The organism is Prauserella alba (assembly GCF_024171735.1).
Lineage (GTDB): Bacteria > Actinomycetota > Actinomycetes > Mycobacteriales > Pseudonocardiaceae > Prauserella > Prauserella alba.
In genome coordinates this window covers 620,595-641,949 of sequence record NZ_JAMTCH010000003.1, presented here as the reverse complement: position 1 = coordinate 641,949, position 21,355 = coordinate 620,595, and the positions used below count along the sequence as shown (strand labels likewise).

Genomic DNA, 21,355 nt, shown 5'->3' with positions numbered 1-21,355 from the left:
GAGTCGGCGTTACCACCGAGTAGCGCTGACACGGCTCGTGGATGCGACGACCATGTCCCTCGAACGGCCCGCACCCGGGTCACCGCACCGATTTCGTGCCCGGCTCGCCGGATACGCGCCGAGAACCCGCGCGCACCCGGCCGCCGGGTACGGACGACGGCGGCCCCGGACAACGCAGTGACAACAGTGACGAGAAGCTGGAACCAACAGCGACGACTGGCGAGGAGACCCCTTGGCCCCGCAGAACGACAAGGCCGGGCGCGACGAGACCGGCCAGGGCAACCCGGCGCGCGTCCACGTGATCCGCAACGGCCTGGCGGCACACCTGCCCGACATCGATCCGGAGGAGACGGGCGAATGGCTCGACTCCTTCGACGCCGCGCTCGCCACCGGCGGCAAGCAGCGCGCCCGGTACCTGCTCCTGCGGGTACTGGAACGGGCACGGGAGCGCAACGTCGGCGTCGCTCCGCTCACCGAGACGGACTACGTCAACAGCATCCCCACCGAGAACGAGCCGTGGTTCCCCGGTGACGAAGAGCTCGAGCGCCGCTACCGCGCCTACATCCGGTGGAACGCGGCCGTCATGGTGCACCGGGCACAGCGCCCCGGCGTCGGCGTAGGCGGGCACATCTCCACGTACGCCTCGTCGGCGGCGTTGTACGAGGTGGGCTTCAATCACTTCTTCCGGGGCAAGGACCACTCCGGCGGCGGCGACCACGTCTTCATCCAGGGCCACGCCTCCCCCGGCATCTACGCCCGCGCCTTCCTCGAAGGCAGGCTCAGCGCCGACCAGATGGACGGTTTCCGCCAGGAGTTCTCCCACGCGGGCGAGGGCGGCGGCCTGCCGTCGTACCCGCATCCGCGGCTGATGCCCGAGTTCTGGGAGTACCCGACGGTGTCGATGGGCCTCGGCCCGATGAACGCCGTTTACCAGGCGCGCTTCAACCGCTACCTCGACGCGCGGGGCATCAAGGACACGAGCGACCAGCACGTGTGGGCGTTCCTCGGCGACGGCGAGATGGACGAGCCGGAATCCCGCGGCCTCATCCACGTGGCCGCGGGCGAGGGCCTCGACAATCTGACGTTCGTCATCAACTGCAACCTGCAGCGTCTCGACGGACCGGTCCGCGGTAACGGCAAGATCATCCAGGAACTGGAGGCGTACTTCCGCGGTGCGGGCTGGAACGTCATCAAGGTCGTCTGGGGCCGCGAGTGGGACGCGCTGCTGCACGGCGACCGGGACGGCGCGCTGGTCAACCTCATGAACGTCACCCCGGACGGCGACTTCCAGACGTACAAGGCCAACGACGGCGCCTACGTCCGCGAGCACTTCTTCGGCCGTGACCCGCGCACGAAGGACCTCGTCAAGGACCTCTCCGACGCCGAGATCTGGAACCTCAAGCGCGGCGGGCACGACTACCGCAAGGTGTACGCGGCCTACAAGGCGGCGATGGAACACCACGGCCAGCCGACCGTGATCCTCGCCCACACCATCAAGGGCTACGGCCTGGGCCCCGCGTTCGAGGGCCGCAACGCCACGCACCAGATGAAGAAGCTGACCCTCGACGACCTCAAGACGTTCCGGGACGCCCAGCGCATCCCGATCAGCGACGAGGAACTCGAGCGCGACCCGAAGCTGCCGCCGTACTACCACCCGGGTGAGAACTCGCCCGAGATCGAGTACATGCAGGGCCGCCGCAAGACCCTCGGCGGCTACGTGCCGGAGCGGCGTCCCGCCCGCGCCAAGCCGCTCACACTGCCCGGTGACAAGGTCTACGACGCCATCCGCAAGGGGTCGGGCAAGCAGGAGGTCGCCACGACGATGGCCTTCGTCCGGCTCGTGCGCGAGCTGGCCAAGGACGCCGAACTCGGGCAGCGCATCGTGCCGATCATCCCGGACGAGGCGCGCACCTTCGGCCTCGACTCGATGTTCCCCACGAACAAGATCTACAACCCGCACGGGCAGACCTACACCTCGGTGGACGCGCAGCTGATGCTGGCCTACAAGGAGTCCGAGCAGGGCCAGCTGCTGCACGAGGGCATCAACGAGGCGGGCTCCACCGCGTCGTTCACCGCGATCGGCACGTCGTACGCCACGCACGGCGAGCCGATGATCCCGATCTACATCTTCTACTCGATGTTCGGGTTCCAGCGCACCGGCGACGGCCTGTACGCGGCGGCCGACCAGATGGCGCGCGGCTTCGTGCTGGGCGCCACCGCGGGCCGCACCACCCTCACGGGTGAGGGCCTGCAGCACGCCGACGGTCACTCGATCCTGCTGTCGGCCACGAACCCGGCGGCGGTGACCTACGACCCGGCGTGGTCGTTCGAGATCGCCCACATCGTCAAGGACGGCCTGCGCCGCATGTACGGCGAGACCGGCCCGGACGGCAACGGTGAGAACGTCTTCTACTACATCACCATCTACAACGAGCCGTACCAGCAGCCGGCCGAGCCGGAGAACATCGACGTCGACGGCCTACTCAAGGGCCTGTACCGCTACGCCGAGGCACCGGCGGGCAACGGCCCGGAGGCACAGATCCTGGTCTCCGGCGTGACGATGCCCGACGCGCTGCGGGCACAGCAGATGCTGCTCGACGAGTGGGGCGTGCGCGCAGCGGTGTGGTCGGCCACGTCGTGGACCGAGCTGCGCCGCGACGCCGTGGACGTGGACCGGGACAACTTCCTGAACCCGGACGATACGCCGCAGGTGCCGTACGTGACCGAGGCGCTGCAGGGCGCGAACGGTCCGTACGTGGCGGTGTCCGACTGGATGCGGGCCGTGCCGGACCTGATCCGCCCGTGGGTGCCCGGCGACATGCTCACCCTCGGCACCGACGGCTTCGGTTTCTCCGACACCCGCCCTGCGGCGCGCCGCCACTTCCTGGTGGACGCCGAGTCGATCACGGTCGGCGTGCTCACGGCACTGGCGAAACAGGGCGCGGTCGACCAGGACACGGTGTCGCGCGCGGCCCAGCAGTACCGGATCGACGACGTCGGCGCGGCCGGACCGCAGACGTCCGACTCCGGGGTGGCCTGATCCCACCGGAACTTCCGGACGAAAAGGATGGCGCCCACCACTGAAAGTGAACCCGTCACGCGGTCGGCTTCGCCGTTCGCGTGAGGTCGTTCCACGAACGAGTGAGCCCCCTGGCCAGCAATGATCCCGCCGGTCCATAGTGGAATCACCGGTGGGGACCGGGGAGAACGAAACCGCCCGATGCAGCGATTCATCGCCGCATCGGGCGGTTTCGCATCGTCGGCCGGTCGGTCGCCGGGTCGCCGGGGCGGCCGGATCGGCCACGTCGGCCGGGTACCGGCGGCTACCACCAGGGGCGACTCCGCCGTGGCCGGTCGGACCGCGGGCGACGTACGATCGCAGGCAAATGACCTCCGACGATCCCCGGCGCACCCGGTCGAACAGGGGCGCGAGAACGGCGTCCCCGGCGACCTCCCACGCCTCGACGGGGCCGAGGCCCGCGAAGGCCCGAAAGGCCCCGCGCTCGAAAACCACCACCCCGGCCGACCCGAGCTCGACGCCCGCGCACACGGGACCGGAGGACACCGCTGGACCGGGGCGCACCGCGGGACCGGAGGACACGGCACACCCGGACACCACCCCGGTCGACACGGCCGGTACCTCGCCGCCGGGTCCGGCACCGGGGGAAGCACGCGGGCCGAACCGGCTGTCGGCGCGGACGCTGCGGGAGCTGGAACGGGCCTCGGGCAGGCTCGCCAAGGCCAGCGTCGCCGCGATGGAGGAGCGACTGTCCTGGTTCAGCCGGTTGCCCGCCGACCAGCGGGCCAGCGTCCTGCTCATCACGCAGACCGGCGCGGCAGGTTTCGTCCGCTGGCTGCGCGACCCCGAGCACGCCCTGGAACTGACCACCGAAGCGTTCCGCGCCGCCCCGCGCGACCTCTCACGCTGGATCAGCCTGCGCCAGACCGTCGGCCTGGTGCGGCTGGCCATCGAGGTCTTCGAACAGCAGCTGCCCGATTTCGCCGCGGACGGGGCCGAGAACGCCGCGCTCGTCGAAGGCATCCTGCGGTACGGCCGCGAGGTGGCGTTCGCCGCCGCGAGTTCCTACGCGGCGGCCGCCGAGGCGCGGGGCGCGTGGGACGCCCGCCTCGAGGCTCTCGTCGTCGACGGCATCGTCCGCGGCGACGCCGAGGAGTCCGTGCTCTCCCGCGCTGCCGCGCTCGGCTGGGACCCCGCGGCCAGCGCGACGGTGATGGTCGGCACGTCGCCGTCGGACGATCCGCCGACCGTGGTGTTCGAGGTGCGCAGCCGTGCCGCGCGCGCCGGCTGTCCCGTCCTGCTGGGCGTGCAGGGCACACGGCTCGTCGTGGTGGCCGGCGGCGCTGACGACGAGCAGGCCCGCGACGGCGCCCTGCTGGACACCCTCGCGGCGGCATTCGGTGACGGGCCGATCGTCGCGGGACCGACGGTGGCCGGCCTGGGCGAGGCACACGCCAGCGCCGCGGAAGCCCTGTCGGCCATGCGCGCGGTCGTCGCGTGGCCCGGCGCGCCGCGTCCGGTCCGCTCGATCGACCTGCTGCCCGAACGTGCCCTCGCCGGTGACCCGTCCGCGGAGCGGCGGCTCGTCGACGAGATCGCCAAACCGTTGGAGGACGCGGGCCCCGCACTGCTGGCCACCGTCGAGGGTTACCTGGAGACCGGCGGTGTCCTGGAGATGTGCGCCCGCCAGCTGTTCGTGCACCCGAACACGGTGCGCTACCGGCTGCGCAAGGCCGCCGAGCTGACGGGCCGCAACGCCGCGGACCCCCGCGATGCGCTCGTGCTGCGCGTGGCGCTGGCCGCGAGCAGACTCGCCGCCGCCCGCAGCCAGTGGTGACCGGCGGCCGCTCCGCGTCCCCTCCTCCAGCCACGCCCGCCGCCTCGCGGTCCGGCACCCCGTGGTCCGGCACCCCGTGGTCCGGTGGGTGATCGTGAGAACGATCACTATCACGCCCAGGGCGGCGATCGAACTGCCCAGAACCGACAAGGTGATCTCGCAGGACAGCGGCCGACGCCGAGAACGTTTGTAGGCTTCCCACAAGCGAGGCGCCCCGAGTTCGTGAAGCGTCGGCATCCCCGCGCCGGCCCGCCGACGTGTTGTCTGGTGGCGTGATCGCGCTGCTATGCCCGGGCCAGGGTGCGCAATCCCCTGGCATGCTCAACGACTGGCTCGAACTCGACGGTGCCCACCAGCGACTGCGGCAGTGGTCCGAGAGGACGGACCTCGACCTCGTCCATCTCGGCACCGAGGCCGGTGCCGAGGAGATCCGCGACACCGCGATCACTCAGCCGCTGACGGTGGCCGCCGCGCTGCTGGCCGCCGAACACCTGCCCGAGACTCCGTCCGGCGCACCGGTGGCAGGCCACTCGGTGGGTGAGCTGGCGGCCGCCGCGATCGCCGGTGTGTTCCCCGCGGAGGAGGCCGTCGCGCTGGCGGCCGTCCGCGGCGCCGCGATGGCCAAGGCCTGTGCGCTCGAACCCACCAGCATGGCGGCGGTCATGCTGGGCGACCCGGACGAGGTCGTCGCCTGGTTGGCCGACCACGACCTCGAAGCGGCCAACCGCAACGGCGCCGGTCAGATCGTGGCGTCCGGCTCGGCGGAGGCGATCGAGGCGATCGTCGCCGAGCCGATGGCGGGTACGAAGGTGCGCCCGCTGCAAGTGGCGGGCGCGTTCCACACCCGGTACATGGCCCCCGCCGAGGAGACGCTGCGTGAGCACGTCGCGGGCCTCTCCCCCGCCGACCCCACCCGGCCACTGCTCTCGAACGCCGACGGCGCCGTCGTCACCGACGGCGCGGAGTACCTGGACCGCCTCGTCGCCCAGGTCACGAAGCCGGTGCGGTGGGATCTGACCATGCAGGGCCTCGCCGGTCTCGGGGTCACCGCGACCGCGGAACTGCCGCCCGCGGGCACGCTGAGTGGCCTCGTCCGCCGTGAACTCAAAGGCACCGCCACGGTCGCGCTGAAGAAGCCGGCCGACCTCGACGACGTGGACCCCGCCGCATGAGCGCGCTGAGCCTCCGGCAGGGACCCGCCGCGACCCGCGTGCTCGGCATCGGCAGCACCCAGCCGGACCGGGCCGTGACCAACGACGAGCTCGCGCAGCACATGGACACCAACGACCAGTGGATCCGCGAACGCGTCGGCATCATCGAACGCCGATTCGCGGGCAAGGACGAGCGGCTGGTCGACATGGCGGTCACGGCGGGGTCGAAGGCGCTCGCCGACGCGGGCACCGACCCGTCGGAGGTCGACACGGTCATCCTGCCGAACTGCACCATGCCCTCGCCGATCCCCAACGCGGCCGCACAGGTCGCCGACCGGATCGGGATCGCGGGCGCAGGTGCGTTCGACATCAACGCCGCGTGTGCCGGGTTCTGCTACGGGCTGGCACTCGCCTCCGACCTGATCCGCGGCGGCTCGGCGGGCAAGGTCCTCGTGATCGGCGCCGAGAAGCTCACCGACGTGGTCGACCCGGCCGACCGCTCGACGGCGATCATCTTCGCCGACGGTGCGGGTGCGGCACTGGTCGGACCGTCGGACGAACCGGGCATCGGACCGGTCTCGTGGGGCAGTGCGGGCGACCAGGTCGACATGATCTACATGCGCGAGCACAAGTACCTGTTCCAGGAGGGACAGTCGGTGTTCCGCTGGGCGACGACGCAGATCGCGCCCGTCGCCACCGAGGCCGTCGAGCGTGCGGGCCTGCAGCTATCCGATGTGGACGTGCTGATCCCGCACCAGGCCAACCTGCGCATCGTCGAGTCGATCGCCAAACGGCTGCGGGCCCAGGGCGCGCGCGAGGACATGGTGGTCGCCGACGACATCCGCTACTCCGGCAACACCTCGTCGGCATCGATCCCCCTCGCACTCGACCACATGCGCGCGTCGGGCACAGTCTCGTCGGGCGACGTCGTGCTGGCTGTCGGTTTCGGCGCCGGTCTGTCGTATGCGGGACAGGTCCTCATCTGCCCTTAACCCGAAACGCGGACGACCGAGCGGCCTGGTCCGTTAGTGTTCGTCCCGACCATCCATCCACAAGCAACGAAAGGAACATCAAAGTGGCTGACAAGACGGAGCTGCTGACCGGACTCGCCGAGATCGTCGAGGAGGTCGCCGGTGTCGCCAAGGACGACGTGACGGCCGAGAAGTCGTTCGTGGACGACCTCGACATCGACTCGCTGTCCATGGTCGAGATCGCCGTGCAGGCCGAGGACCGGTTCGGCGTGAAGATCCCGGACGACGAGCTCGCGAACCTGAAGACGGTCGGTGACGCCGTGGACTACGTCGCCGCCAACTCCAAGTAAACGCCACTCGGACGGCTACCTCGGGGAGACCCCACATGAGCAACACCGACGTCGTGATCACCGGTATCGGTGCGACCACGCCGCTCGGACCGGATGTGACGTCCACTTGGGACGGTCTGCTCGCCGGGCGCAGCGGCGTTCGCGCCCTCGAGACGGACTGGGCGGAGACCTACGATCTCCCGGTCCGCATCGGCGCCACCCTCGCCGAGGAGCCGACCGAGAAGATCCCGCGCGTGCGGGCCCGGCGGCTCGACCGCTGTGAACAGGTCGCGCTCATCGCGGCCTGGCAGGCCTGGGAGGACGCCGGGTTCGCCCTACCGTCCGACGACGGCGAGGACGTCGAACCGGAACGACTCGGCGTGTCCATCGGCACCGGCATCGGTGGTCCGGTCACGCTGCTCGAACAGGACGACAACCTCGAACAGCACGGCATGCGGAAGGTGTCACCGCTGACCGTGCCGATGCTGATGCCGAACGGGCCCGCCGCTCACGTCGGCATCGAACTGCGGGCCCGTGCCGGCGTGCATTCGCCCGCGTCGGCGTGCGCGTCGGGCGCGGAAGGCATCGCCAAGGCCTTCGACATGATCCGCTCCGGCAAGGCCGACGTGGTGGTCGCGGGCGGTGCCGAGGCGTGCATCCACCCGATCACGATCGCGGGATTCGCGCAGGCACGCACCGTGTCGACCCGCAACGACGACCCCGGACGGGCCTCCAGGCCGTTCGACGTCGACCGCGACGGGTTCGTGCTCGGCGAGGGTGCGGGCGTCGTGGTGCTGGAGAGCGCGGCCCACGCCGAAGCACGCGGAGCGCGCGTGTACGGCAAGGTCGCGGGTACGGGCATCACGTCCGACGCCTACCACATCACGGGCAACCACCCCGACGGCATCGGTCAGATCGCGGCGATGCGCCAGGCCATCGAACAGGCCGGTGTCACCGCCCGCGACGTCGGTCATGTCAATGCCCACGCGACGTCGACAGTGGTCGGCGACGTCGGCGAGGCCGCGGCCATTCACAAGGCGCTCGGCGACCACCCGGTGGTGACCGCGCCGAAGAGCGCGCTCGGCCACCTGGTCGGCGGTGCCGGTGCGGTCGAAGGCATCGCCACGCTGCTGTCGATCTACCACGGCATCGTGCCGGCGACGCTCAACCTCGGCGAGCTCGACCCGAAGGTGGAGCTCGACGTCGTCGCGGGTGAACCGCGCAAGATGGAACTGTCGGCGGCGATCAGCAACTCGTTCGGCTTCGGCGGCCACAACACGGCGCTGCTGTTCACGGCAGCCTGAACAGCGGCGAGCCCGGTAGTGGCGTCCGGCCGACGGCGTCCTGACCGGCATCCACCGACCGGCTGAGCACCGGCCGTCGGCTCGGAGCTGTTAACCGGAGGGTTGCTGGTCCGAGCCGGCGGTGTCGGGTTCAGCAGCGGGACTGCTCGGGCACCGTGCCGGGCGGGACCGTGCCGATCCGCCACTCCACTTCGGCCCGCGTAAGCGGGAAGGCCAGGCGCCAGCGGATGCAGTCGGACTGCAGGTCATCCGGCGCGTCCGTGGCGTCCTGCACGCTCGTGAAGCCGAGCAGCACCGTCAGCCCGTCGTCGGGTGCGGCCTCGATGCGGTACACGCGGATACTGCCGTCCCGGGTGCTGCGATAGTTGTCCCGCCACTCCTCCTCGCCCTGCAACGCGGCGCGTTCCGCGACGACCGTCGTGACCCACAGGTCGTAGTCGCGCCCGTTGATGGCGTCGAAATACTTCTGCAGCACACCGCGCACGGCCTGGGCGTCCGGATGGGCGGCCGCGTCACTGGTGAGCTGCACTCGCGTGGGGCCGGGCTGGTCGGCCGGTTCCACCGAACTCGGTGCGGCCGAGGTCGGCGGGGCAGCGGGCCGCGACGTCCGGGACGGCGGCTGATAGACCTCCCGTGCGACGAGTCCGCCCCCGACCGTCAGCGCCACGACCGCGACGAGCACCGGCACCAGCCAGCGCCGGTGCGGTAGAGACGTGGTCGGCACCGGTCCAGACTACTGCTCCCGCAGCACCGTGCACCCGGAGACGCGCACCTGTCGGCGATACGCCCCGCCGACCCGCCACCGGTTCGTCCCACCGCAGGCGAGCGGGGACAAGGCCTGCCGAACCCGCCGCCCGCAGGACCGCCGGGCCGAGCGCGTCAGCCGACCTGGTGCAACCACGTCACCGGTGCGCCGTCCCCGGCGTGCCGGAACGGTTCGAGCGCCTCGTCCCAACCGGCCCCGAGCAGCTCGTCGATCTTGTGTGCGAGCTGTTCGGAGGCACGGCTCTTGGCGACCAGGCTGCGCAGCTGGTCCTCGGGCACCACGATGTCGCCGTTCGCGCTGGTGCGGGCATGCCACAGGCCCAGACCGGGCACGTGACAGAAGCGCTGACCGTCGACCCCCGCACTGGGTTCCTCGGTGATTTCGAACCGGACCATCGGCCACGCCTTGAGCGCGTTGGCCAGCTTGCCCGCCGTACCCGCCGGACCACGCCACTCGCATTCCGCGCGCAGCTGGCCGGGTGCCGCGGGCTGCGCAGTCCAGCGCAACTCGGCACGCGTGCTCAGCGTGCCTGAAATCGCCCACTCGACGTGCGGACACACCGCAGACGGCGACGAGTGGACGTACACAACGCCACGTGTGCTCACTGCTGACCTCCGCTGTTCGACGAGGGGCGTCTTCCCCTACGACCTCGCGAACCACGTGCCGAGCCCAGTGCATGAACACCGCTTCAGTTTTCTCTCGCACATTTTGCACCGCAGGGGCCCATTGCGCCACACGGACCCCACAGTTCACACCTCGACCTGGGCCAGGTGGACCCGTGCCGCCCGGCGAGCCGGTAGATTCCCGATGCCAGTTCGCCAGGCGCAGGGAGGCTTGAGGGGTGCGACTCGTCCGGTTTTCGACCCGTCCCGCGCAGATCTCGCCGGACATTCGCGCAGCGCTGACCTCCCTCGGGCGCAGCGGCGACCGGGTCGGCGGGGTCGGACTCGTCGGGGTGCAGCCTCCGGAGGCCGACACGCCGGTCGACGCGGTGATCGTCACCGCCCATGGCGTCGTGGTCGTCGTGGGCGTGGATCTGCCCGACCCGGCCATCCGGCTGGAGGCGCCGTTGCGCGGGGCGTGGAAGGCCGACGACTGGCCGCTCACCCGCGGTGACGCCGAGTCCGGTTCGGACGCGGGAAACCCCTCCAGCGAGGCGCTGGCCGTCTCCGAACAGGTGGCCGAGCGCGTCCGGGCGGCAGCCGGATCCCCTGGAACCGCGATCGGGACGGTCATCGCCGTGGGACCGTTCGTCGAACACGTCGAACAGCCCGCCGACGAGCTCGCCGGCCCGGTCCGCATCGTGTATCCGAGCTCCACGAGCCTGCTCGCCTCGATCGTCTCCCTGTCCTCGGCGTCCCGGCCGCTCACGGTTGAGCAGGCGCGTGCCGTGGTCGCCGCGCTGTCCCCCGACACCGAGCTCGACGACGACGCCCTCGCAGGCGAAGGCTTCGCCACAGCCCCGAGCGCCGTGCCCGTCCCTGCGGACTCGCCGGCCACCCGGGACTCGCCGGCCGACGCGACCGACCCACTGACCGACGACGCCGACACCGAAGCGCTCGACGGCACGCCGCACTCCGGTTCGCCCGGCCCCACCACTCCGACGTCGAACCGCGCCGCAGCGGGTGCGGACACCCCGGACGCCTCGACCGGCGGCTCCGCTCCCCCGTCCGGGGCGGCGCCGCTCCCCACGGCCCCGAACACCGCCGCTCCGACCTCCGCAGTTCCGGCCTCCGCAGCTCCGACCTCCGCAGTTCCGAAGACCGCGACCCCGCGTCCTGCAGGCGAGGCGGCGCGGACCGAACCTCCGGGCGGAGCGACCGCGGGCACGGCGACCACCCCCGCCACGATGTCGCCGGCACGGCCCGCCGCGTTCGTGCAGTCGCCCGCCCCGCCCGCCGGTCCGCAGCAGACGACCGGCGCGGACGCTGCCGTAACGCCGGGGGTGCAGACCGGTGCCCTTACTGCCGGCTCGGCCCCGGCAGCCCCGCCACCGGCCGCTCACCCGTCGCCGGGTATGCCGGCGAAGCCGTCCGCCGCCACCCAGCCCATGGCCACCCGGCCCGGCACCGCCCCGTCCGGCACCCCGTCCAGCCCTGTCCCGTCCAGCCCTGTTCCGTCCGGTGCACATCATCCGCCGCGCGCCGCTCCCCCCACGAGCGTTCCCGCGGGAGGAGCGCCGCTACGACGTGGCACGCCGCGGCAGGCGTGGTGGCGGCGGTCGTCGGTGCGGACGTGGCGGTGGATCACGGCCGGTGCCGTGTTCGTCGTGGCCCTCGTCGTGATCATCACGTTCACCGTCCTGGGCGGCGATAGCGAGGAGGCAGGGCCGGTCCGCATGGAGGCGGGTGGATTGGAGTTCACCCAGCGCGCGGCACAGCTCACCGAGGAGTGCGCGGACCATGCGGTGGGTGACCTGAGCGTGGCGCTGGCCGACGGCGGATGTACGGAACTGCGCCGCGGCAGTTTCGGCACCACCGTCCGCGGCACCGACGTGGCCGTCTCGGTGGCTGCCCTCACCTTCACCGACGAGCAGGCGGCACAGCGGTTCCTCGAGGTCGCCGACACCCCGGGAACCGGCACGATCCGTGACCTCGCGACGACCTCCGGCCGGTGGGCACCGCCCGCACCGGACTGGTCGGGCGCCGCCTACGTCAGCGACCTCGAAGGTTCCACGGTGCGGCTCGTGCTGGCGTCGCCGCGCGACCGAGCCTCTCAGGACTCGCCGGAGGTCGCCGACGCCGCCGAGGCCGCACTCGGCCTGGTGAAGCTCAACGACTGAGCCTTCGTCACCGGCGGTGGCGCGGTCCCGCCAGGGTGCCGACCGGCCGCATCACAGGCCGTACTCCTCCAGCAACCGGAGCCAGACCTCGCTGATGGTCGGGAACGCGGGAACGGCGTGCCACAACCGGTGCAGCGGCACCTCGCCCACGATGGCGATCGTGGCGGCGTGCAACAGCTCACCGGTGTCCGGGCCGACGAACGTCATGCCGAGCAGCACGTCCCGCCGGGTGTCGACGATCGCGCGCAGCCGTCCGGTGTAGCCGTCGGCGTGGAGCGCCGATCCGGCGACGGCGATGTCCAGTTCCACGGCCCGCTGGCCCGGCCCGGCGGCCTCTCGCATCCCGACCGACGCCACCTCGGGGTCGGTGAACACCACCTGCGGCACCGCGTGATGGTCGGCGGTCGTCGTGTGGGCGCTCCACGGCGACCGGTACACGGTGTCACCGCGGGCCGCCGCGACGACGACGTCGCCGACGATCCGTGCCGCGTACTTGCCCTGGTGCGTCAACGGAGCGCGGCCGGTCACGTCCCCTGCGGCGAAGAGCCAGCCATCGGTTCCGGACACGACACCGTTGTCGTCGACCCGCAACGGATCGCCGGGTTCGAGCCCCACGGCGTCGAGCCCGAGCTCCGCCGTCGCGGGCCTGCGGCCGGTGGCGATCAGCAGCCGGTCGGCATCGACGACGCCGCCGGCGTGCGCGATCCGCACCGCACTCGCCCCTGATTCATCCACTTCGGACACGTGCTCGGCGGCGGTGTCCGGATACAACCGGACACCGCCGCCGCGGAGCCCCTCTGCGACCGCGTCTCCTGCGAACTCCGGATAGGCGGGCAGCGGCCGCGGTCCGGTCATCAGCAGGTGCACCTCGGCACCCAGGTGCGCCCACGCCTGCGCCAGTTCCGTACCGACGACGCCACCGCCCAGCACGGCCAGCCGTCCCGGCACGGTCGACGCGGCCGTGGCATCGCGCGACGTCCACACCAACTTGCCCGACAGCTCCGCGAGCCCCGCCACCGACGGCATCCGCGCCACACTGCCGGTACACACGATCACGGCTTGTCGCGCGCGGAACACGTCACCGTCGACCGTGACCTCCCGCTCCCCGGTGATCCGCGCGTGCCCGCGCACCGGTTCGATACCCGCGCTGCGAACCCACTCGACCTGGGCACTGTCGTCCCCTTCGTGAGTGAACGCGTCGCGGCGCGCGAACACCGCGGCCGGGTCGAGCCCGCCGACATGGTCGACCCCCGGCATGCGCCGCACGGCCGCAAGCAGATTTCCCGGCCGCAGCAATGCCTTACTGGGAATGCACGCCCAGTAGGAGCATTCCCCGCCGAACCGTTCGTGGTCGACGAGGGCCACGGTCAGACCGCCGGCCACGGCACGTGCGGCCGCGTTCTCCCCGACCGGACCGGCTCCGATGACGACGACGTCGTACGCGTGTTGTGCCATACCGTCGAGCGCACACCACCGCGCACTCCCCCGCAACCCGGCAACTACCCTCGCCCAGGAGCGGACAACACGGGCCGAGCGCCCGGAGGACCGCGGGAATGCCCCCACACACAGGAAAACGCGGAGGACGTTGGTGGCACGGAACACGGCGGTCGAGGTGCTCGACGACATCAGTGGCGAACCCGCCCACGAAACGGTGCGGTTCGCCCTCGATGGCGTTCACTACGAGATCGACCTGGCCACGGCGGGCGCCGACGTGCTGCGCAGCACCCTCACTCGCTACGCAGGCAACGGCCGCCGCACCGGCGGTCGCAAGCGCCCCCGGCGGATGATCACCTCCGGCTCCTCCGGCACGACCACGACGTCGGCCACGAAACCCACGGCCACGAAACCCACGGCGAAGAAGGCCGCCACGAAGAGGGCGGAGCCGAAGACGGCAGCGACCAAGAGGTCAGCACCCGAGAAGGCGGCGCCGAAGAAGACGGCGACCAAGAAGGCAGCTTCCGAGAAGGCAGCTTCCGAGAAGGCGGAGCCGAAGACGGCGACGGTGAAGAAGGCAGCGGCTACGACGACCGCGGGCAAGAACACCGCCACGAAGCAGGCAGCGGCGACGAAGACCTCGGGGAAGAAGAACGCAGAAAAGAAAAACACGGGAAAGAAGACCGCGGCGAAGAACCCCACGTCCGAGACCTCCACCGGAGGGCAGCGCACGACCGCCACGAAGACGGCGGCAGAGAAGCCGGCGCCGCCAAAGGCCGCAACACGGAAGGCCGCGCCACGAAAGGCGTCGACGAAGAAGACGACCGCAACGGCGACGGTGGCAACAACGGCCGCCGCGAGCACCACCGCCACGAAGGCCGCCACGGGAACCGGCACGAAGAAGGCCGCGCCGAAGACCACCGGGACGTCGTCGGCCTCGACGAAGGCCGCAGGGAAGGCCGGGAAAGCCGCCGCCAAGAAGGGCACGAGCACGAAGAGCGCGGCCACCGCGGCCCCGGCGCCGGGAACCACCGGAAAGGCGGGCCGGCAGGCCGCGCAGGCACAGCCCGCCACGGAACCGCAGGCCGCCGGGAAGAAGCGCGGCAAGCCGCCCGTCCCTCAGGTCACGTTCTCGGCCGCTCGCTGAGTTCCTGTCGGCCGCAGGCGCTCGCCGCGGTCACCTCCGGCCGGTCGTCGACCACCGGAAGGCCGTCGCTCACCGGCGTTCGGCGACCCACGTGCGTCGCTGCCGGCTCACAACGTTTTCAGCTCCTCGACGATGCCGGCGACGGATTCCTTGGCGTCGCCGAACAGCATGGCCGTCTTCGCATCGGTGAACAGGGCGTTGTCGATGCCGGCGAACCCGGAACCCATCGAGCGTTTCAACACGATCACCGACCGGCTCGACGTGACGTGCAGGATCGGCATGCCGTAGATCGGTGAGCTCGGGTCGGACTGGGCGGCCGGGTTCGTCACGTCGTTCGCGCCGATCACCAGCGAGACGTCCACCTGCGGGAACGCGGAGTTGCTCTCGTCCATCTCCTTGAGCGCCTCGTACGGCACGTCTGCCTCGGCCAGCAGCACGTTCATGTGGCCCGGCATGCGCCCGGCGACGGGGTGTACCGCGTAGGCGACGTCGATGCCCTTCGCCTCCAGCAGATCGGCCATCTCGCGTACGGCGTGCTGCGCCTGGGCGACAGCCAGCCCGTAGCCGGGCACGACCATGACGCGGCCGGCGTAGGCGAGCTGGATCGCCGCGTCGGCCGTGCTGGTGCTGCGCACGGGACGGTCCCCGGCACCGCTCACGGTGGCCGCGCCCGCGTCGCCACCTCCGCCGAAACCGCCCGCGAGGATGGCCGGAATGGACCGGTTCATCGCCTGCGCCATGAGGTTCGTCAGGATCGACCCGGACGCGCCGACGATCATGCCTGCGACGATGAGTGCCGTGTTGTCCAGCGCGAGGCCCATCGCCGCGGCGGACAGTCCGGTGAACGCGTTGAGCAGCGAGATCACCACGGGCATGTCGGCGCCGCCGATCGGCAGCACCACCATGACACCGATCAGGCCCGCGGCGACCAGCACGCCGATGATCAGCAATTCGGATCGCCCGCCCGAGGCGATGATCACGGCGCACACGACGGCGGCCGTCAGCACCACGATGTTCAGCGGTTGCTGCAATCGTCCGAGCGTCACCGGCCTTCCCGGCAGAATCTCCTGCAGTTTGCCGAACGCGATCCCGGACCCCCAGAACGAGACGGAACCGACGATCGCCGCGAACAGCGAGGCGATCGCCACGTACCGCGGTTCGGCCTCGTAACCGGTGGTCACCCGGAACTCCACCCAGGCGATGAGTGCCACCGCGCCACCGCCGACGCCGTTGAACAGCGCCACCATCTGCGGCATCGCCGTCATCTTCACCCGACGGGCCGCGGGAACACCGATCACCGCGCCGATGCCGAGCCCGAGCGCGATGAGCGGCCAGTTGCCCATGCCCGGCAGCAGCAGCGTCGCGACGACCGCGACCGCCATACCGGCCGCGGCGATCCAGTTGCCCCGTACCGCAGTGCGCGGCCCCGTCATCCCCATCAGCCCGTAGATGAACAGGACGAACGCAACGATGTAGAGCACGGAGACGAGCGTGTTCACTGCTCGCCCTCCTCACGCGCGCCGGGCCGCTGCCCGCCGGCGCGCTGTCCGTCGGGGCGCTGTCCGCCGGGGCGCTGTCCGCCGGGGCGCTGTTTGAACATGCCGAGCATGCGGTCGGTGACGAGGAACCCGCCGACCACGTTGATCATCCCGAACGCGATGGCCACGACGAGCAGGATCTTGTTCAGCACCCCGTCGACCCCGTGGCCGAGCACGATGAGCCCGCCGAGCAGCACGATGCCGTGGATGGCGTTCGTCCCCGACATCAGCGGGGTGTGCAGCGTGTTGGGCACCTTGGAGATCACGGTGTAGCCCACGAATCCGGCCAGTACCAGGATCGCGATGCTTTCGATCGGCACTACGCCACCTCCTCCGGCCTGCCGGCGACACAGGCGCCGGCGACGATCTCGTCGGCCGGGTCGATCGCGAACCGGCCTTCGGAGTCCACGAGCAGTTCGATCAGTTCGACGAGGTTCCGCGCGTACAGCTCGCTGGCGTGCAGGGGCATCCCGGCGGGCAGGTTGAGCGGCGAGCTGATCGTCACGCCGCCGACGTCGACGTCCTCGCCGGGTTCGGTCAGCTCGCAGTTGCCGCCGGTCGCCCCTGCCAGGTCGACGATGACGCTGCCGGGGCGCATCCCCCGCACGGCGCCCGCGGTGACGAGGGTGGGGGCCGTGCGTCCGGGGACCAGTGCCGTGGTGATCACGACGTCGAAGCCGCCGATCGCCTCGGTGAGCCTGCGTTGCTGCTCGGCGCGTTCGTCGTCGGTGAGTTCGCGGGCGTAACCGCCGTCACCGATCGCCTCGATACCCAGGTCCAGCCACTGCGCACCCACCGACCGCACCTGTTCGGCGACTTCGGGGCGCACGTCGTAGCCGGTCGCCTGCGCGCCGAGCCGTTTCGCCGTCGCGAGTGCCTGCAGTCCGGCGACACCTGCACCGAGCACGAGCACCGTCGCGGGCGGCACGGTGCCTGCCGCGGTCGTGAGCATCGGGAAGAACCGGGGCGAGAGTTGCGCCGCCAGCAACGCGGCACGGTACCCGGAGACGTTCGCCTGCGACGACAGCGCGTCCATCGCCTGCGCGCGTGAGATCCGCGGGATCGATTCGACGGCCAGCGCGACGATCCCGGCGCGATCCAGGGCCTGGACCCGTTCGGGGGCGGCGAGCGGGTCGAGAAATCCGATGAGGACGGTACCGGCGGCGAGCCGCGCGATGTCCTCCTCGGACGGTGGCGTCACAGTGAGCACGATGTCGCTGCGGCGGGGATCGCCCGCATCGCCGCCGGAGGACTCGGCTCCGCTCCCGAGCTCCGCGCCGGCTGCTGTGTACAGCTCGTCGGGCAGTCCCGCCCGGCTGCCCGCCCCCGGTTCGACCACGACCCGTAGCCCCCGGCCGGCCAGGCGCTCGGCAAGCTTCGGCACCAGTGCGACCCGTCGTTCCCCCGGCGCCGTCTCGGCGACGACACCGACCGTCAGCGGTCCTGCCACCTTGCACGTCCTCCTCGCCCGAGGAACCTGTCGATCACCATCATGGACCATGTTGTAACGAAGATCACGTCTTGTGTGTCGTGGCGAGGTGACGTAGAAGCACTCGCCTGCCGGTGATCGTCTCCGCGGATCCAGCCCACGCTGCGTACGGTGGGGGCATGCACTCCACCGAGATCGAGATCCGCACCGGCGGCAGTGCGGTGGTGGCCGATCTGACGCGCGAGGCTGAACGTTTCCTCGCGGACGTGCCGGACGGGGCCGGGGACGGTCTGCTGCACGTGTGGGTACCGCACGCGACGGCCGGGCTGGCGGTCCTGGAAACCGGCGCGGGCAGTGACGACGACCTGCTCGCCGCCCTCGACGACCTGCTGCCGCGCGACGACCGCTGGCGGCACCACCACGGCAGCCACGGCCACGGCCGCGACCACGTGCTGCCCGCGTTCCTACCGCCGTATGCCACCGTCCCGGTGTTCGGCGGGGCGCTCGCGCTCGGTACGTGGCAGTCGGTCTGTCTCGTCGACACCAACGTCGACAACGCGGTCCGCCGCGTCCGGCTCAGCTTCCTCGCCGGCTGACCGCGCCCCGTCCGGGGTCCCCCGCGGCCACAGCAGCGCGGTCAGGCCCACCACGAGCATCGCGCCGAGCACCCAGAGCGCGACGGTGACCTGGTCGGTCCCCGGAGTGCCGGCGAGCAGACTGCGCAGGCCCTCGGTCGAGAACCGGAACGGCGTCCAGGACCACAGCAGGACCCGGTAGGCGGGTTCGAGTGTCTCCGGTACCTGCGAGGCCACCGAGGGTGCCAGCAGGTAGAGCGGGCCGAGTACGGCCATCGCAGGGATCCCGAGCCACCGCAGCAGCGCACCCTGCACGGCGGCGAAAGCGCTCGCGGTGAGGGCGAGGAAGCCGAGCACCGGCCAGCCCAGGTCCCACGAGGAGTCCCACAGCGCCAGGAATCCGGCGAGCACACCGGTCACGAGCACGACGGTGAGCGCCAGGTGTGCGCAGCGGGCGCCGGCGCCCGGACGCAACCGCTGGCGGCGCACCTGCACCGCCAGCAGCGCCGAACCGGCCAGGCCGCCGACCCACGCGAGGGCGCTGATCCCGAGGGGCGCCGTCCGTCCGGCAGGGCCCGTGTCGTGGATCGTCTCCGAGCGCACCTGCGGTGACGCCGCCGGTGTTGCCTCACCGAGAGCCTCCGCGACCCGCTGCCCCGCCGTCGTCACGGCCTGCCCGGCGATCTGCGTTCCCGCCGGGTTGACGGCGCCGGACGTCACCGCGGTGACCGTGGGCCCGCCGCGGCCGAGACCGAGCTCCAGGACTCCGTAGACGTCCTGGTCGTCGAGGAGTGCGCGCCCCTCGCCGGGCTCGACAACCCACCATTCGAGCGCCTCGCCACCCGTCGCGGCGACACGTTCGGCAGCCGCGTGCAGCTCTGGCGGGGCGGCGTCCGGCACGGCCACGGCCACGGGAAGGCGATGCGGCTGCGAACTCGCCTGCGCGCCGAACGTGAGGAAACCCAGCACGATCGCGACCAGCGCCCCCGCCACCGCCGTACCCACGACGAGCGTGCGCGCCCGCGTCCCGGTCTCCGACATGGCGACCTCCCAACCCTGAGCCACTAAATTCTTCGGATGTTGAATTCGGATGTAGAAGTCAACGTACACGCGGACCACCGGAAGATGTCAACGCTTGTTGAAAAACGGTCCGATACCGTGTCCGACGTGACCCACAGCCAGCCCGCCCACCTCGTGCTCTGGGACATCGACCTCACGCTCGTCGACCTGTCCGGCAGTGGCGGCGACTGGTACCGGAAAGCGCTCGCGACGGTCGCGGGCGTGACCCTCGAACGGATGCCACCGTTTCCCGGCCGTACCGAGCTCGCGATCACCACCGAGCTGCTCACCGCACACGGCGTCGAACCGACACCCGAACTGATCGACCGGCTGTGGCGGGAACTCACCGCGCTCGCCACCGACCCGGCCGACGACCTGCGCGCCCGCGGCACGGTCCTGCCCGGCGTCACCGACGTGCTGACCCGGCTGGCCGAAACCCACGGCGTCGTGCAGTCGCTGGTGACCGGCAACCTGCCGGCGATCGCCCGTCACAAGCTGAGCGCGTTCGGCCTGCACACCCACCTGGACTTCGAGATCGGCGGCTACGGCTCGCTGTCGGCCCACCGCCCCGAACTCGTCGCGAAGGCCGTCGAGCTCGCCTCCGGCAAGCACAACCGCGCCCCGGAGCAGGTCGTCGTCATCGGCGACACCCCGCACGACGTCGCCGCCGCGCTCGCGTGCGACGCCGTCGCCGTGGCCGTCGCGACGGGCAGGCACGGCGTCGACGAACTGCGCGCGTCCGGAGCCCACGCCGTCCTGCCCGACCTCGGCGACACCGGCGCGGCGCTACGGGCCATCCTGGGCTAGCCGGTGCCCGAACCACCGCCCTATCCGGAACCCGTCCCGTCCGGCGGCCGGGGGCGCGGTCAGCCGGTCGGCGTGACCGTGACCGTGCTGCGGTCGGACTCGGGAACTCCGCGGAAGCTGCCGAGGATCCGCCGGACGTCCTCCGCCGAGGCGAGCTCGGCGTCGGCGTAGACGACGAGCGCCACGACGGTGCCGTCGCCCTCGGCCGAGCCGACGGTCCTGGTGCCGACGACGGCGCGATCCGGCACGCATCCTCCGGGCTCGGCGGGCGTCACCTCGGCGATCAGCGACCGCGTCCGCCCCGAGCCACGCTCACCACCGGAGAACCGGCCCGCGTCCTCCGCGACCACCCGCACCCGCGGCTTCGCACCGCCGTCCGCGGCGTAGGCCCGGGCGGACACCTCCTCCACGAGCGGCCGAGCCGCCGCGTCCACGGGCCGGTCATAGCTGGTGACACCAGCACCACCGGCATGCGTCGCGTCGTCGCACTCCTTGCCGACGAACGCCGACGTCGACAGCGCGAACCGGGCGTCGTATCCGCCGCCTGCCTCCCAGCCGTGCACCACACCCTGCTCGGGCTGCCAGTCCGGCGGCACGTCGTAGGCGTACGCGCCGTCACCACCGGCCACCGAGTGCCAGCCGTCGACGGCCGCCGGCACGCTGACCCGCGTTTCCGGCGGCGGGGTGTACTCCGACGTCGGGGCGTCCGAATCCACGTGGGCACTCGTCCCGTCGTCCTCGGGGAACAGCTGCGGCACACCCCACATCGCCGCAACCGCCACGAGCGGGGGAATCCAGCCGATCGAACGTCTCCGCCCCGCAGCCCGTGACGACGTCTTCACCCGCGGCGGCGGCACCGGCCCGCCCGGGCCGGGAGCGGCAGGCTGTTGCGCGGGCCCGTGCGCCGGTCCCCGGGTGGCAGGGTCCGGTGTCGGCGCACCCTGTCCGGCCGGGTGCTGTCCGGCGGGGTGCTGCGTGGCCGGATCGTGTTGCCCGGCCGTCCCCGAGTACGGCGCGGCCGGACGGTGCGCCGCCGGGTGGTGGGCGGACGGATCCGGCGCGGGTGACGACTGCGGCCGGTACGCGTCGCTCGCATCGGCGGGCTCGTACCCGCCGACACCCTTCAGCGCGGCCTTGTCCTCGTACCCGTAGCGCGCCGACGTCTCGTCACGCTTCTTGCGACCGAAGATCACCGATGTCTCCCCCG

General features: G+C 71.6%; 17 protein-coding genes and 2 pseudogenes. 10 read left to right on the top strand and 9 right to left on the bottom strand.

Annotation, left to right across the window (positions count from 1 at the left end; genetic code table 11):
* Positions 1-232: 232 nt before the first annotated feature.
* From aceE to LY12_RS02820, 6 genes are all read left to right on the top strand, one after another.
* A complete protein-coding gene (gene aceE, locus LY12_RS02845; protein ID WP_253853091.1) occupies positions 233-3,040 on the top strand; it encodes a pyruvate dehydrogenase (acetyl-transferring), homodimeric type in 2,808 nt (935 codons plus the stop codon).
* Between the two features lie 346 nt (positions 3,041-3,386).
* Positions 3,387-4,856: a helix-turn-helix domain-containing protein gene (locus tag LY12_RS02840; protein WP_253853090.1), complete on the top strand. Its 1,470-nt coding sequence runs from the start codon at positions 3,387-3,389 to the stop codon at positions 4,854-4,856.
* A gap of 272 nt (positions 4,857-5,128) precedes the next feature.
* Entirely contained in the window at positions 5,129-6,028 is a 900-nt protein-coding gene (locus LY12_RS02835) for an ACP S-malonyltransferase (protein ID WP_253853089.1), read from the top strand.
* Positions 6,025-6,999: a beta-ketoacyl-ACP synthase III gene (locus LY12_RS02830; RefSeq protein ID WP_253853088.1), complete on the top strand. Its 975-nt coding sequence runs from the start codon at positions 6,025-6,027 to the stop codon at positions 6,997-6,999. The genes LY12_RS02835 and LY12_RS02830 overlap by 4 nt, the downstream gene beginning before the upstream one ends.
* An 83-nt stretch (positions 7,000-7,082) precedes the next feature.
* On the top strand, positions 7,083-7,328 hold the full coding sequence (locus LY12_RS02825; protein ID WP_183655120.1) for an acyl carrier protein: 246 nt from the start codon (positions 7,083-7,085) through the stop codon (positions 7,326-7,328).
* 35 nt (positions 7,329-7,363) lie between these two features.
* Positions 7,364-8,611 (top strand): beta-ketoacyl-[acyl-carrier-protein] synthase family protein, encoded by a 1,248-nt coding sequence (locus LY12_RS02820; RefSeq protein ID WP_253853087.1) that lies wholly within the window; start codon positions 7,364-7,366, stop codon positions 8,609-8,611.
* Positions 8,612-8,741: 130 nt separating this feature from the next.
* Here LY12_RS02820 and LY12_RS02815 read toward each other — a convergent pair whose 3' ends face one another.
* Positions 8,742-9,335, bottom strand: a complete 594-nt coding sequence (locus tag LY12_RS02815) for a hypothetical protein (protein WP_253853086.1) — start codon at positions 9,333-9,335, stop codon at positions 8,742-8,744.
* A gap of 155 nt (positions 9,336-9,490) precedes the next feature.
* Complete coding sequence (locus LY12_RS02810; protein WP_253853085.1) at positions 9,491-9,982, bottom strand: DUF3145 domain-containing protein; 492 nt, start codon at positions 9,980-9,982, stop codon at positions 9,491-9,493.
* Positions 9,983-10,218: 236 nt separating this feature from the next.
* Here LY12_RS02810 and LY12_RS02805 point away from each other — a divergent pair, with 236 nt between their 5' ends.
* Entirely contained in the window at positions 10,219-12,159 is a 1,941-nt protein-coding gene (locus tag LY12_RS02805) for a hypothetical protein (RefSeq protein ID WP_253853084.1), read from the top strand.
* Positions 12,160-12,210: 51 nt separating this feature from the next.
* Here LY12_RS02805 and LY12_RS02800 read toward each other — a convergent pair whose 3' ends face one another.
* Complete coding sequence (locus LY12_RS02800) at positions 12,211-13,614, bottom strand: dihydrolipoyl dehydrogenase family protein (protein ID WP_253853083.1); 1,404 nt, start codon at positions 13,612-13,614, stop codon at positions 12,211-12,213.
* Between LY12_RS02800 and LY12_RS26335 the strand changes: the two are divergent.
* Positions 13,583-13,861: pseudogene (locus tag LY12_RS26335) on the top strand (Lsr2 dimerization domain-containing protein); the annotation flags it as partial. The gene LY12_RS02800 and the pseudogene LY12_RS26335 overlap by 32 nt on opposite strands.
* Positions 13,862-13,893: 32 nt before the next feature.
* On the opposite strand, the gene LY12_RS26330 reads toward LY12_RS26335, so the two are convergent.
* The 4 genes from LY12_RS26330 to LY12_RS02780 form a co-directional block, all read right to left on the bottom strand.
* Positions 13,894-14,700, bottom strand: coding sequence for a hypothetical protein (locus LY12_RS26330; protein WP_301301753.1), 807 nt, complete (start codon positions 14,698-14,700; stop codon positions 13,894-13,896).
* Between the two features lie 147 nt (positions 14,701-14,847).
* On the bottom strand, positions 14,848-16,239 hold the full coding sequence (locus LY12_RS02790; RefSeq protein ID WP_253853081.1) for an NAD(P)(+) transhydrogenase (Re/Si-specific) subunit beta: 1,392 nt from the start codon (positions 16,237-16,239) through the stop codon (positions 14,848-14,850).
* Positions 16,236-16,598 carry an NAD(P) transhydrogenase subunit alpha part 2 gene (locus LY12_RS02785; RefSeq protein ID WP_253853080.1) on the bottom strand — a complete coding sequence of 121 codons (363 nt, stop codon included), beginning with the start codon at positions 16,596-16,598 and terminating at the stop codon, positions 16,236-16,238. Before LY12_RS02785 ends, LY12_RS02790 begins: the two co-directional genes overlap by 4 nt.
* Positions 16,598-17,728, bottom strand: a complete 1,131-nt coding sequence (locus LY12_RS02780; RefSeq protein ID WP_253853079.1) for an NAD(P) transhydrogenase subunit alpha — start codon at positions 17,726-17,728, stop codon at positions 16,598-16,600. Before LY12_RS02780 ends, LY12_RS02785 begins: the two co-directional genes overlap by 1 nt.
* A gap of 158 nt (positions 17,729-17,886) precedes the next feature.
* On the opposite strand from LY12_RS02780, the gene LY12_RS02775 reads away from it, so the two are divergent.
* Positions 17,887-18,303, top strand: coding sequence for a YjbQ family protein (locus LY12_RS02775; RefSeq protein ID WP_308292056.1), 417 nt, complete (start codon positions 17,887-17,889; stop codon positions 18,301-18,303).
* On the opposite strand, the pseudogene LY12_RS02770 reads toward LY12_RS02775, so the two are convergent.
* Positions 18,247-19,323, bottom strand: a pseudogene (locus LY12_RS02770) (ABC transporter permease); the annotation flags it as partial. The gene LY12_RS02775 and the pseudogene LY12_RS02770 overlap by 57 nt on opposite strands.
* 126 nt (positions 19,324-19,449) lie before the next feature.
* Here LY12_RS02770 and LY12_RS02765 point away from each other — a divergent pair.
* On the top strand, positions 19,450-20,148 hold the full coding sequence (locus LY12_RS02765) for an HAD family hydrolase (RefSeq protein WP_253853077.1): 699 nt from the start codon (positions 19,450-19,452) through the stop codon (positions 20,146-20,148).
* Between the two features lie 59 nt (positions 20,149-20,207).
* Here the strand turns inward: LY12_RS02765 and LY12_RS02760 are convergent, their stop codons facing one another.
* A complete protein-coding gene (locus tag LY12_RS02760) occupies positions 20,208-21,341 on the bottom strand; it encodes a DUF8017 domain-containing protein (protein WP_253853076.1) in 1,134 nt (377 codons plus the stop codon).
* Between the last annotated feature and the right edge of the window lie 14 nt (positions 21,342-21,355).

Excerpts from the sequence above, each read along its gene's own strand:
- LY12_RS02820 (WP_253853087.1), top strand. The coding sequence starts at position 7,364 with ATGAGCAACACCGACGTCGTGATCACCGGTATCGGTGCGACCACGCCG.
- LY12_RS02775 (WP_308292056.1), top strand. The coding sequence starts at position 17,887 with ATGCACTCCACCGAGATCGAGATCCGCACCGGCGGCAGTGCGGTGGTG.
- LY12_RS02830 (WP_253853088.1), top strand. The coding sequence starts at position 6,025 with ATGAGCGCGCTGAGCCTCCGGCAGGGACCCGCCGCGACCCGCGTGCTC.
- LY12_RS02840 (WP_253853090.1), top strand. The coding sequence starts at position 3,387 with ATGACCTCCGACGATCCCCGGCGCACCCGGTCGAACAGGGGCGCGAGA.
- LY12_RS02800 (WP_253853083.1), bottom strand. The coding sequence starts at position 13,614 with ATGGCACAACACGCGTACGACGTCGTCGTCATCGGAGCCGGTCCGGTC.